Source organism: Photobacterium sp. DA100 (genome assembly GCF_029223585.1).
Classification (GTDB): Bacteria; Pseudomonadota; Gammaproteobacteria; order Enterobacterales; family Vibrionaceae; genus Photobacterium.
In genome coordinates, this window is sequence record NZ_CP119424.1 from 946,978 (window position 1) to 960,350 (window position 13,373).

12 protein-coding genes are annotated in these 13,373 nt (G+C 46.8%); 2 read left to right on the top strand and 10 right to left on the bottom strand.

Annotated elements, in window-relative coordinates; translation table 11 throughout:
- Positions 1-83 precede the first annotated feature (83 nt).
- Positions 84-3,398: a YdbH domain-containing protein gene (locus PTW35_RS22050; protein ID WP_281028997.1), complete on the bottom strand. Its 3,315-nt coding sequence runs from the start codon at positions 3,396-3,398 to the stop codon at positions 84-86.
- 392 nt (positions 3,399-3,790) lie between these two features.
- Between PTW35_RS22050 and PTW35_RS22055 the strand changes: the two genes are divergently transcribed.
- Entirely contained in the window at positions 3,791-5,068 is a 1,278-nt protein-coding gene (locus PTW35_RS22055) for a divalent metal cation transporter (RefSeq protein ID WP_281028998.1), read from the top strand.
- A 133-nt stretch (positions 5,069-5,201) separates the two neighbouring features.
- Here the strand turns inward: PTW35_RS22055 and PTW35_RS22060 are convergent, their stop codons facing one another.
- From PTW35_RS22060 to PTW35_RS22100, 9 genes are all read right to left on the bottom strand, one after another.
- Positions 5,202-5,558, bottom strand: a complete 357-nt coding sequence (locus tag PTW35_RS22060) for a hypothetical protein (RefSeq protein ID WP_281028999.1) — start codon at positions 5,556-5,558, stop codon at positions 5,202-5,204.
- A 379-nt stretch (positions 5,559-5,937) separates the two neighbouring features.
- Positions 5,938-6,258, bottom strand: coding sequence for a cytochrome c (locus tag PTW35_RS22065; RefSeq protein ID WP_039457056.1), 321 nt, complete (start codon positions 6,256-6,258; stop codon positions 5,938-5,940).
- Positions 6,255-6,728, bottom strand: coding sequence for a TlpA disulfide reductase family protein (locus tag PTW35_RS22070; RefSeq protein ID WP_281029000.1), 474 nt, complete (start codon positions 6,726-6,728; stop codon positions 6,255-6,257). Before PTW35_RS22070 ends, PTW35_RS22065 begins: the two co-directional genes overlap by 4 nt.
- Positions 6,721-7,290, bottom strand: coding sequence for an SCO family protein (locus PTW35_RS22075; RefSeq protein ID WP_052829613.1), 570 nt, complete (start codon positions 7,288-7,290; stop codon positions 6,721-6,723). Before PTW35_RS22075 ends, PTW35_RS22070 begins: the two co-directional genes overlap by 8 nt.
- A 9-nt stretch (positions 7,291-7,299) precedes the next feature.
- Positions 7,300-8,400 carry a WD40 repeat domain-containing protein gene (locus tag PTW35_RS22080; RefSeq protein WP_231580633.1) on the bottom strand — a complete coding sequence of 367 codons (1,101 nt, stop codon included), beginning with the start codon at positions 8,398-8,400 and terminating at the stop codon, positions 7,300-7,302.
- A gap of 61 nt (positions 8,401-8,461) precedes the next feature.
- Positions 8,462-10,117, bottom strand: coding sequence for a DUF1566 domain-containing protein (locus tag PTW35_RS22085; protein ID WP_281029002.1), 1,656 nt, complete (start codon positions 10,115-10,117; stop codon positions 8,462-8,464).
- A complete protein-coding gene (locus PTW35_RS22090; protein ID WP_281029003.1) occupies positions 10,118-10,729 on the bottom strand; it encodes a NapC/NirT family cytochrome c in 612 nt (203 codons plus the stop codon).
- Positions 10,730-10,740: 11 nt separating this feature from the next.
- Positions 10,741-11,193, bottom strand: coding sequence for a copper chaperone PCu(A)C (locus tag PTW35_RS22095; RefSeq protein ID WP_039457070.1), 453 nt, complete (start codon positions 11,191-11,193; stop codon positions 10,741-10,743).
- A 9-nt stretch (positions 11,194-11,202) separates the two neighbouring features.
- On the bottom strand, positions 11,203-12,165 hold the full coding sequence (locus PTW35_RS22100) for a porin (RefSeq protein WP_281029004.1): 963 nt from the start codon (positions 12,163-12,165) through the stop codon (positions 11,203-11,205).
- 230 nt (positions 12,166-12,395) lie between these two features.
- Between PTW35_RS22100 and PTW35_RS22105 the strand changes: the two genes are divergently transcribed.
- The gene (locus PTW35_RS22105; protein ID WP_281029005.1) at positions 12,396-13,310 is read left to right on the top strand and encodes a LysR family transcriptional regulator; all 915 of its coding nucleotides are present in this window, start codon (positions 12,396-12,398) and stop codon (positions 13,308-13,310) included.
- Positions 13,311-13,373: the final 63 nt, after the last annotated feature.

Below are 13,373 nucleotides of genomic sequence, written 5' to 3' on the forward strand. Positions count from 1 at the left end.
CCTTTTGTGGACCCTTACCTTTGACCTCGCTTTAGCTCAAAGGCGTGTCCAACTAAGTGATTTTGAGTTCAAGCGCAAAAATGCTACTTATCCACACCAATCTGCTTTAAGAACATGTTTTCCAGCTTTTTTGAATTAATCATGTTAAGTGTTTTTAGTAGTGCTGGAATATTTTCTTCTATGCTGAGATTCAGATTAATGGGTCGCCCGGATAAAACATCTGGGTTTCGCCCTTTAAAATGTGATCTAGCACTTAGCTGTCCTTCTTTAGAATAGTCTAGATTAACGATTAGCGAGTGGTAGTTATAATTTTTGAGAATCGTACTCACAACTAACAAACTATTTTCACCCGCGGCCTCTACGTTTTGATCGATACGGGATCCCTCCTTGTACTTAAGGATCCCGCCCGGGTATCGAGCGTGCAGTTTTCCACCTGCTATTATTGGTGCGCTATCCTTTATTCCAAATGGCAGCAGACCATCGATAACTCCGGACATCTCGATATCATCAGCCGCAACAGCCTCAATGAGTTTTGGCAATTTTATGCCATGGACCTGGATGGGCACGGTGGGAATATTGGACAGGGAGTCGCTGGCGATGTCGTGAATACTGATGTCCCCACCCAGCAAATAAGCTTTGCCCCTATAGAGTTTGTAATATGGTTTTTGGCTGTCGAACTCCAGTATGGCATACAGGTTTTCCAATAGTATTCCTGCGTGCAGGTAGCTGACATGAAGGCTGATAGGTTGACGTGACCGGACACCGTGATTGGAGATGTCTATAGACAGGGAGACATTGAGATCGGCGAAATGAATATCATGGACATAACCACTTAAATTGTGGGTAAACAGGCTGATCTGACCTGACCATTGATCGCCACGGACCGTGAGATTCGCTTCGAAGCCAAGTGAACCCGAGTGTATATCATGATCCAAGGGCAATTTGGGCAGGTAATGCTTTTTCAAAGATTGCTTGCTGGAAAATGGAATATCATTACGGTGTAACTCTATGTTGGCTTGTTGCTGAGGTATCAGATATTCAATGGTATAGACAAACAGTTTGGTATGGCGCTTGTTTAAGATTTCGCCTTTGAAGCTCGACCTCACTGGATCTACAGTCAGTACACCATTAGTCATTAAACCGGGCAGGCGCTGATTATTTTGATTGACCGTGATGCTGGCTTGATAGTCGGTGGTGAGAAGAAACTCAGCCGAGTGCTCAGGCTTGATTGCTAGTTTTAAACCCAGCTTTGAGAGCACAGCTGACAGCTGACCGCTATAACGTTGCACGGGTAATTGGTTAATATTTTCTTTTTGCCTCATGGCTCTAATTTCAGCTTCATAGGTACCTTCTGGGGTGATCAACTTAAGTGCAGCAAGGTTGTCGGCATTAACTCTGATCGGGTGGTTAACGTCCGTAGAAATAAATAAGCCCGTGGTTTTGTCAAGTTTGAAATCTTGCTTGATGGTTACCATCTGAGCTTCTATCGTGATGTTTTCGGCATCAGCTTCGAGCCATTCACCACTGTGCTCAATGCGCATTTTATCGATGATGAGCTGGGAATCATTGAGCTGGAATTCAATTTGCTCACCAGACCAATTGCCTTCAATCACCGACTGGATTCGACTGTTATGGATACTCACCGCAGGGGTCGGAAATAACTGTGGAACTAACGCGTTAATTATGCTTTTTGCGTGACACTGTAGCGTTTCGTTGCTGTCGATAAAGGGTATGAGGCAGTGGAGGGCCGAGAAATCAAGCTTCAAGTCATAGCCTAGTTTGTCATTACGGAAGTGGAGTTGTTCAGTGCTTTTGTCCAGTCCTAAAGCAATACTGCCATCACGGTAGTCGGCATTGAATGTCAGAGTGCCATCGGTGTTGAGCTCAAGTACAGCAAGGGATGATTTCGATGTCGCATTTTGGGCCAATAATGGATGCTCGAAGGCAAAGCGATTGAGCTCGACATTGACCTGCTCAGGTAGAGCGACGTCGATGGTATAACGGACGTGCTCGACATCATGGAAATGGAGTGGGTCACTTTTGTTTTCGGGGCTGCCATTCTTGAAAGTCAATGCTCTTTGACTGGCAGAGATTATGATAGGCTTTGTTAATTTTGCGCTTGGTATATCGTAAAGCTTGAGCCTGTCGGTGAGATCCCGGGTGTGTTTGAAGTTTGCCTCACACCGAAATGTTTTGGGTAACGGGCTAATGAAGCTGATGTCGGCGTTACAATCTAGCTGGTTGCCTCTTGGACCGATAACAGTACCGGTGAACTCTGCCTCTTCGAGAGTACGGTGCTTGATAATTACATCAATATCGTAAGGTTGTTCTGGTCCCAGAGCCTTGCCGATCAACCGTAGCTCGGCTTGTTTATCAGGCCTGTTGTGCCGAACCCTGGGAGTGTCCAATACCAGTTTGGCATCCATGATCAGGTTACCGTAGGTGAAGTGGCTGACCTTTAGGTGCTTTAATGGGAGTTGCGCCAAATTCGCAATGGCATGGCCTAAATGCAAGCCCTCATGGGCGTCGTCGGGTTTTTCCAGAAACTCAGGCAGCTCTGTCGGCTGGGCAAAGCGTAATACGTCGGCCTGCAAGCGCATACTCTGGCTTGGTTGGTTGAGGTCGACAGTCAATGCGATATCATGGCCTGTCTGTTGAAAGTTATCTATTTCCGTTTGCCATAGCGGTGTCAGGGCGTCGAGATGGACGGCCAAGGGAGTTTTACCATTTTGCCAACTCAGTGAAAAATGCCCTTTGCTTAACTCGATCGGATAGCTGTTTTGGCCAATATCCTGGGGCAGAAAGATGTTGAGTTTGGCGGCATCGATGATCCCGGTAAGCGTGACGAATGGTTCTGTGGTAAGGACCAGCTGTAAATTGTTTACTAGCTGCGGCATGCGATTGCCTACTGTGTTTTCGAGGGTGACTGAAGCCTGCTGGCTATGTGCACTGAACACATATGGCGCTGAAAGATCCGTTAAGTTAAAAGTGGTGTTGCTGAAGTGAATGTCATTAATAATGAGGCCGTGGGGCTTAAGTGCATGTTGAATTTCGGGAGCTAACCGGACAACTGTATGCGGCGACAGCAAGCGCCAAGACGATGTTGAAATGGCACTTTGGTCATCTGAAAAGTGTTCGAGAGTGAGTTTCCTGATGGTAATCGCTGTTTTGTTTACGGCGATCGAGACCCTATCAATTTGAATGCGCTTGCCAATGTGAATGCCGGAAATCGCATTGATCTCTATCCCTTTCGAAGCCAGCCAAGGAGGGATGAAAACGGCAAGGATGACAATTGTGAAGACAAGGAAAAACACGCCATAGGTCAACAGTCGGACATAGCGGTAGCGGCTGCGCTTCGAGGGCGGCGGTGTGTTTTTTTTGCCTACAGCGTTATTCATATAGGATTGAAATTCTAACCAGCAAAAATGGGTTCGTGGCTTTTTATAAGCATAAACGCTAGCTTGAAGCTTGGGAGAAATATTGTATAAATCAACTACTTCAACCAGAATTCAAGGCTGGATGATTCTACTGAATTGTGGTGATGGTTTTTAGCCAGGATAAAAGAGTGTCATATTCTGAAGTTGCTGAATTGCTGTGATTTTTTTATTGTTTTTTTGCGCGGGTTTACCTGATATCACAAAAGTGCAATAGGGGTGGTTTGCTACTATTCACTAAGTCTTGGTCTTGTAATGGCGTAATCATCTTATTGATGGTTTTGGCCAGGTTGAATGTTTGTGACAAACCTGAGACAAAATGAGGCTATCTCATAGAAAATCATCAGGATGTGATTATGTCTGACACAACTCCAATACAGCCGAACTCCTCAGGCCCCTTGCCATTACACCGACTTATTCGTTCATTAGGCCCTGGCATAATGATGGCAACGGCAGCCGTCGGCGGTTCCCACTTAGTGGCATCGACCAAAGCCGGTGCAATATATGGATGGCAGCTTGCCGCTCTGATTTTGCTGGTAAACCTTTTGAAATATCCATTTTTTCGTGCCGGCGTTCAGTACACTATGGGGACAGGCAATAGCTTGGTTCAAGGTTATGATGGAATGGGCCGCGGCTATTTATGGGTGTTTACCGCGTTAAGCTTGATTTCTGGCGTCGTCAATACAGCCGCATTATTATTGTTCAGTGCTAGCCTGTTGGGGTACTTCTTACCGTTTAGCTTATCTCTGCCTGTATTGTCCGGCATAGTGGTTGTCGCTTGTTTGGTTATCTTGATGGCTGGCCACTATAAGGCGTTGGACAGCCTGTCAAAGGTCATCATGTCAGTGCTGGTCATAGCCACGCTATCAGCCGTGGTTATTGCTGCGGGAAAGGGGAGTGTGGCTCCGGCTGATTTCCAAGCACCCTCAGCTTGGTCGCTGGCGGCTATTGGCTTTATTGTTGTAATGATGGGCTGGATGCCTGCGCCCATTGAAATTTCATGTCTAACATCGCTGTGGCTAAAGAGCCAACGAAAAGAACAACAGGTCACACCCGAGTCAGCATTGTTTGATTTCAACGTCGGTTATATCGGTACGGCTATCCTGGCAATTGTCTTTCTCTCTCTCGGGGCGCTGGTATTGCATGGCAGCGGCACAGAGCTAAAAGCATCAGGTATTGGTTTTTCACATCAATTAGTCAGTATGTACGCATCAACGATCGGTGAGTGGTCGCGTTACTTGATCGCGGTTGTGGCTTTCTTCTGTATCTTTGGTAGTACCATTACCGTGATTGACGGTTATGCCCGTTCTCTGGCCGAAGCTCAGTCACTGCTTCAATCCAAACCGGTTGGTCAGCGTGCATTTCATAACGGCTGGATGTTGTTTACCGCGGCCTCTGCCATGGGGATCATCTTGTTCTTCAGCTCAGCGCTAATGCCAATGCTTGATTTTGCTATGGTAATGGCTTTTATGACGACACCAATTTTTGCTTTGCTCAACTACCAATTGGTTTCTAAAACTGATTTGCCCCAAGCTTTACAATGGTCTAAATCGATGAAAGTGTTGTCATGGGTTGGCCTGAGCTATCTGTTTGGCTTCCTTGCTGTGTTTGTCTGGTGGAAGTGGCTGATGTAAAAAAAGCCGGATACCGACAGGACGAAGGTATCCGGCAGATTCCACGTTGGCTATCGGGGGCGGCTTGTTTAAAAAGAAAAAGCCGCCCAGTTATAGTTATTAAAATTCAGGTTGTTTTGCTGTAAATACGGTCTTAGCCAACTAACGCAGGATCACTCAATTCCTCATTACCTACACATGCATTGGACAAGCCCTTTTTCTTTGGGACGGTTAACTCGTGATTAATCTGTTCAATCGCGTCGATAAGTGCATCATGAACCATGGCAGATTGCCCAGCCTCTAGTGCATGCAATGCGCGAAATAATGTTTTCTGTAGCTCGGTGACTTGCTCATTGGCATGATCCAACTCAATTGATTCGAGTGAAATGAGGTCATTAATGTGCTTTGCTGAACCCGCTTGAGAAACTGAAAGTTGGCTAGAGATGATTTGGGAGGTGCATAACTTTAAGTAAGAGAGGGTTTGGGTTAGCGACTGCGAGGGTTTGTCCATCCGAAAACTCCTTGAGATTTCACTATGCTAAAACGGTTAAGGCATAATGATGTCCGTTATTGATGCGCAATGATTTGCATAAAATGGTTGTTGGCTTGTTACTTAACGTTTAATCACAATCTAAAGCAGTGTGAAATGTAAGAACTTGGCTCAGATCAAATTGAGTGTAAACAAAGAGTTATGTTGATTTTGTTTCAGTCATTTTTATGACTAACTTATCACGTTGGTATGAAAATTCACCGGGGATATACAAAATATTTTGAATGGTTATTCTGTGGCGTGAATAATCTGTGTTATTGGAATCGGATCTAACCCCAAGCTGTTTCATTATCTTGGGGCTATGTAAAAGATCTACTCTGTAAGTCTGGTTTAGCTGTACTTAGAATGACGCCAGGTATTTGGCAATCTGGCGGATATCTTCATCGCTATAGTGTTCCATTGCTACTTCCATTGGGACAAATAACCCGTTTTTCCGCTTCTTGAGCTTGTAGTCTTGCATCTGGTTAATCAGATACATTTCCATCTGCCCGCCAATCTTCGGGTACATCGGCATGACCGGCTCGTTACCGGTCTCCCCATGGCAAGTTGCACAGCCGCCCTTACCTGGTGAGAGGTATAATTGCCTACCGGATTCTGTTTCCACAGAAGCGAATGCCGAAACTGAAAGGCAAGTTATGGCTGCCACCACTACTTTCTTCATTGTGTATTCTCCTTGCTTAAGCATTGCAGCCAGTGTCTGATGAACTCGGCTTCTTGGTTGATATAGCCGGAGTAGCGATACACTATTCGGTTGTCAATCACCACAAAACTGGCGGGTAACCCTTGAAAGCCAAGTTGTTGCAGCAAAGCCAAATCGGGTTCTATTGTCTTCGGTAGATGTTTGATCTGTAACTGCTTAAATTTGACGTCGACACTATCCGGAACATCACCTAGGTGGATGGTATCGATAGCATAGATATTACTATTGGCAATACTGTCCAGCATCGGCAGCTCTTTTAGGCAAGGCGGGCACCATACGGCCCACAAATTGACCAGTGTGACAGGCTTAGTATTGCTTTCCCATCTTTGCGAGCCATCCGTTGCGATAAAGCCGTCTGGAGCTGGGCACTGGCTGGCGTTGGCTATCGCGGTTAGCACTAGCGAGCCGAACAAAAAGGCAATTTTATTCATCGAGGTGCCTTTTTAAGCTCTGGCCAATCTTGACGCCGCCCACGCCGTATCCGTATACATCGATCAGCTCGCGATCTGGGCCATAGAAATAGATGTACGCGGAGTGGAACACTTCGTAGTGGTTCGGCAAAGGGGGATAAATCGGTTTCCCCTCCAGTGAATAGCCAAAAGTGGCTTTTAGGCTTCTGGCCGCAGCTCGTGTTTGCTCGAAACTACCGACCAAGCCGACCATTTTGGGATCGAAGTATTTGACATACAGATCCATGTTTTCGACGGTATCACGTTTGGGATCCACGGAGATGAAAATAGGCACGACCGCGTTTTTTTTGTCACCCAATGTATGGACGGCTGTTGCCAAGTCAATCACGGTGGTGGGGCAAATATCTGGGCAACTGGTGTAACCGACGCCTATCAGCAGGTACTTATCGGGCCAGTTTTTTTCAGTAACGGTGCCAAGGTCATGCTCTTGTAGTTCGAACGTGAGTGGCTTTGCCACAGCAACCGGGGGCAGCATGCCTAGTGTTAATAGGGTAAGAACAAAATAGGAAACGAGTAAACGCATACCTGCTCCTTAGTGACAAATGGTGTTGGTGATCCCCATAACAATATGCTGGGGCTGTTTAAGACCGGTGTTAATAGCCGGCAGCAGTTTGTTTTGGCGTATATCGTAGATAAACAAATCACTGCTGTTTTGTTGGGTCGCAAACAGGGTTTTGGAATCAGAAACGACCACGACCTCGTTGAGGGGATGTTTAAGGGCAAGTGAGGTCGCTTTGTTTGCTTTGGTTAGCTCAAAGATGTTTAGCGATTTTTCGCTTTCGACAATCCCAATGGTTTCTAACCAGCCGGTGCGAATCGATTTGGGCGCCTGCTTGAATTGGAAATTATTCACTGTTTCTCCAGACCAAGTGTTGACGATCTGGGCTAGGCCATTGTCATCGACAAATATCATGTGTTCGGAATCAGAGCTGACGTAAGGGCGCCAGGGCTTGGCTGTCATCGGGTACGATTTATAGGGAGCCTCGTTAAAGAGATCCCATACGAAAACGGAGTTGGTTGAATGGTCCGAGACCAGGGCCAGCCGCGCATCAGGTGAAAGAGTCAGTGCCGATACGTTGCCTTCTCCCAGCTGAATGTGGGTCTGTTGGCCGTCGTGGTTTCTGTAAATCAGTGTGTTACCTGTTTTGGCTTCGGTGATGTACAGGTTATAGCCACCATTGTCAAAGTTCATGCTAAATGGTGACTTGATGCCTTCAATTGAGGCAACATATTCCTGTTTCAATGGCTTGATGATGTCAATGCGATCTTGGCTTGCAACAGCCAATTGCGCACCATCCGAATGGAAAACGATCGAGTGGGGCACCCGTTCTAAAGCCATTTCACTGTGGGTGTGCGTTATCAAATCATAGCTAAAGACTTTATTACTGACGCCATCGATATAAACCAGTACATCTTGCACGTCAGAAACTACAAGTTCGGTGGGTACCGCTTTGAGTTCAAGTCTGTCCGCCAACTGATATTTGAATGTATCAACGACGGCAATGTGTTTTGAATCGGCTTCAGAGATGAATGCCCAACGGGCACCGTCGTCATAGCGAGGCAGTTCTGCATTGCTACAAACAGCGAATACGGCTAGAAAACACAATGTAAGCTTGCGCATTAATAAGGTCATGGTAGAGCTCCTGAACCTAAGGTTGGCAAAAAAGCCACCCAAGCTGGGTGGCCTGAGTCGGTTAAGGGGTGCGAACACAACGGCTGTAGAATTCCGTGTCTTTTTGCATCCCCAGGCCCGAACCGATCATATAGCCTTGCGCCCATGCTTCGTTGTCGGTGGTATTGCGCAGATCAAGCTGCTCGGGAGATTGATCTTTCTTGCGTAACCCCAGTGGACGAACGTGCAGGGTCGGGCCGGCAACATCGGAGGTGCTGGTCCAGAAAAAATATTTCACCGGGGTATCCGGGAAAAACTCTTCGTCGATTGACGGTGATGTTTTGTTGTAGTTGACGATAGAAACAGCTTCTTTGATATTTGGCAGGCGCCAGTCGTCATAGCCTGCCAGCTCGAGGTTGTTGCAGTACTGCAGTGAGTCTTCCCAGTTTCTGCGGGTATAGTCTATTTTCTGTTGCCACATACGGTTAGTGACTTGTTCTGTAACCGTACCATCACCGTTGTCTACGTAACTCATGTTGTGATATGCCGCACCGTTGTCGGCGCGAACGCAGCGTACCAGCTTGGTAGACGCCGTGTGCTGGCCCATAATATGGGCGTCGGGGAAACCAATGTGCCAAGCGTGATCGGGATGATCACTGACAGGGAAGGTCCAGATCCCCGAGTTCTGTCGTGGCATATTCAAGAATGCATCCATATCAATAGCAGGGCGGAAGTTACCCATATCAGCGATACTTTGTAGCTCTTTCATCAGCGGGAAGCGCCAGTCGGTATAGCCGTCGAGTTCCAGGTTGTCACAATACTGCTGGCCTTCAACCGCTGTCATCCAAATGCGCGAGGCATCACGCTCCCACATGAGCTTGGTGTTGTTATCTAGGGTCACCTTGCCAGATTTACTGATCGTATAACTGAGCGGGTTTTGAGGGTTATCAGAGTCCTCGTTCGGAATATCGGTGAACTGCTGGATTTGACCGGTATCTGGTAGCTTAAACCCTTCTGGGGCAGGCATGCCGATGCCGGTGATGAACTCACGGCGCTCGATCAGTTTTACTTCCTGGCCGGTGACATAGGCAATGATGTCTTTGTAGTCATCCTCTGAGTACATTTTGGCAAATGGCACCATCATTGGTGCATTGCGGTTGATTCGCTTGCCATCGCGGTAAGAATTCATCTGTTCAAACAGATAAGTCGGCATCTGGCCTTTGAGTGGTGGATAGGCTGCTTGAGTGCTTGCCCCCTGGTCGCCATGACACATCTTACAAGATTGGTCGTATTTTTCTTTGCCGCGCTGGAAGGCCTCGCTCTCAAGTACATGCTCCATTGGGTTATACTTCATGGTGCGAGTGCTTAACACGATTGCGGTATTGGCCATATCTCTCGGGCTGTTCGCGTACACGATTTCTTTCATTTGTGAGGCAATTCCCGAGTGGCGCTCGTTATCCATGTCCACCCATTGATCGAAGAAGTACTGTGGATCAAACCCCTCGATTTTTGGGCTCAGGGTCTCCGGCACTTCTTCTTTTGCAGGACGGTGGCAACCGAGGTAGCAACCGAAAATAATCCGGTTAGCGATTTGTTTTTCTTCGGCTGTTAAATCGGCAATAGTTCGATTGATGGTATAGTCCTCGTAGCCATTGTCGATATCTTCTGCGGCCAGTAGTGCTGGCGAGCTCAGCAAGGCAGAGGCGATACTGAGAGAAAGCAGAGTCAAAGATTTCATTTATAGGCCTCCTACTGCCGCTAGTTCGCGGATTTTTTCTTCTTCACGTAGACGCATGTTGCGTTTCAAATTCGGGTGGGCGATGTCGTAGTGACAGCTAGAGCATTGGTAATCTGTGTCAGTGTCACGGTTGGCAAAAGCCATCTGGTGTACCTGATCGGAAACTGCAGATTGTTCATCGGCTATAGAGGCCCGATGTTCTAAAGTGCGGTGACAGTTTTCACAACCGGAATCGAAAACAAATTCTGTACGCTTTTCATGGTTAGCCTGGTAATCAAGGGCATCCATTCCCTTTACATATTCACCCCACAGATGGCGCATGCCCGATGTCCCTTTGACGTAGAGCTGTTCAACAACATTGGACTTGGGTAAGTGGCAATCAACACACTCTGCGACAAAACCCTGGGAGTTATTACCGCCATGAATACTTTGCTCGAAGGTTTCTACCATAGGTTGCATGGTATGGCATGAGCCACAAAATTCGTTGGTACTGAATGCATGTAGCACTTCAGTCGCTGGGAGGGCGAATAGCAAGCCTAGGCCTGTACCGGCCAAGGCAATGACGGCAATAACCGAGCGCTTCACTTGTTTGATTTGCTGAATTATTTTCATTGCGCCCTCAATTAAAGTTGGTTTGCTTTAACAACGCTGGCTTCGCACTGGGCGTCAGCGAGATAGGTTAGCCATATGTTGACAGGGTAGCTTTCGCCAGCAACGGGACGCTTTTTCAGATCCATCAACATAAAGTGCAAGCCACCTCTTTTGAGCACGGTTTTCCCATCCTTCTCCAGGAACAGTTTCGGGATACGTTGCATTTTCATAACGCCATCCTTCATTTCTGTTTTATGGATCTGCACATTGTCAGTTAATGCCGATATGTCCCCGCCGAGAATAGCCTCTGGAGAGGGCAAGCGAAGCGCTTTCACTTCTTCATTAACGGAATAGTCAGCGGTGAAAAAAAGGGCGGTGCGATTAACATTGGGTGCTGGCTCTACGATAACGCAGTCGCGGATGGTGACATCAGCTTGAGCGCATAGCGTTGTGAGCAGTCCTAGGCTAGCAATGAGTTTTTTCATAAAAGCTCCTTAAAAGTGAAAGTTCAGGCCGATGTTGATGCGATCGTTTTTGCTGTCTTCTGCGTACTCCGCTAGCTCAACAAAGGTGGTGAAATGTTTGTCGAACGCATAGCTGGCGTTCGCTAGGTAGAGGGTTTCGTTATTTTGGCTAGCATCGTCATAATCCTTGAATTGGGCTCCCAGCTTGAAGGTCACGTTATTGAGCTGATACTTTGTGGATAAGCCATAGACATTGCTGTCACCCGCAGGGTCGTCTTGGTTTAATTCAACCAAGCCAGCGAGATAGAAGTCTTTGAGTTGGAATGAGGAGACAAATGCGTAGCGGACATAGTCCTCGGTCGCATTGGCTGGAAGCTGCTTGTGGTGGGTGGATGCTCTATTTAAAGTCGCATTAAAGTTGCCCTTGTTATAAATCAGGCGTAAGCCGTAGACATCGACATTGTTGCCATTGCTGTCATTCGGGCTGATGATGGCTCCCTTAAATTGCAGCCCGTTCCAAATCGGTGTCCCGTAAGCAATTTGGTTGGTACCGTACACACCCTGGCGATAGAGAGTTGAACCGCTCCAACGTTTCATATTGTTATTGTCAAAGATATCGACTTTTGAATACAAGTCCTTGTAGGTACCGACAGTGCCATTGCCGAAATACAGAGAGCCAAGAGAGTGGTTAAGCAAAATGAGGTTGGCTTCGCTCAGACGGATGTCAAAATCTCGGTCTTGTTCTGTTTTTGCCGTTAGATCCCGGCCGTATTCCGCCTCAATGTTGTAGCGAACCCGGACTAAATCTGTTCGGTGGTGCCCAAGCAGGCCGAGTTGAACGCTCTGAATTTCAGATTGATAGTCTTTATTGTCCTCCCATTTTATTTGGCCCAGAACATAGCCGTAGACCGACGGTGGTACAAACTCGCTGGCTAAAGCCGGCGTCGACAGCACGGCCATTGCACAGTAGAGCACTTTAGTTTTTACATCCATGAAATACTTACTCGAAAGGGTTAGATATGAAGAATTGTGTTGAATTATATCGAGTTGTTTTTTTTGCAATACGCAGGTCCGTAATGACTGCTATTCATAAAATGAATAGCGCATACGAGATCAAAAAAGGGGCAGGTTTTTCTGCTAATTAAGTGATGCACCGAGAATATTGAGGTGATAGTCAGTAAAATTCGATTGCACGGATGATAGGTACTTAACGCGAGGATTTAATGGATATTGAAGCGGTTAAAATGTTTGCCTTGCTGGCAAAAAAACTCAATTACACGGAAACTGCTAAGGCGCTGGATGTGAGCCAGCCGACATTAAGCCGAAAGATTAAAGCGCTGGAACAAGACTTAAATGTCACATTGGTACACCGGCGGGGCAACAATATTAGCTTAACTCCGCAAGGGGAGGCATTTCTTGAGTCGGCAACAAAGATCCTCGATCTGATAGACCATACTGTCGAGCAACTGCATGTTGAAAGAAAGGGAATTAGTGGCCAGCTTCGAATTGGTTGCCTTCATCCTATGGCGCGCTTTCTGACCAAGTTTTTCCTACCGAGTTTTCATGAAAAGCACCCAAATATCCATATACACTTCCATACCTTGACACCCTGCACATTGACCTTGTTTGAGGACGTGGATTTGATGATTGCCCCGTTTTGGCTAAGCGATGAAAGTGTAGTTTGCCGAAAAGTGTCAACCTTTGTGCGCTGCTGTTACGCTTCACCGGCGTACTTGAAAAAGCAGGGGGTGCCGCAATTTGTCCATGATCTCGAGTTACACCAGTGTATTACCCAAACCAATACGCCGAACGTAGAACGTTATTGGAATTTGCAAAACCGTGACGGTAATAAAAGGCAAGTCGAAGTCTCTGGCGACATGACGACCAACTCGATTGATATCGCGATAAATCTAGCTCTGGGAGGTTTCGGGATTGGGTTGATACCGGCCAACCAGGTTCGAGAATATGTTGAGAGTGGTGAACTGGTTCGTTTGTTTGATGGTAACTGGTTCGAACAAGGAGAGTTGTTCATACTCTACAAGCAGAGTCTGCATACACCAAAACGCTATAAAGTGTTCATCGAAGAGTTCGAGGCTTTTCACTACCAGTGGGGCTCTGGCTTGCACAATCTCGAATAACTATCTGGCATGTTAACCAATTATTTATGGATTTGCTTGCAAAGGATAGTTAAGGTGAATTCC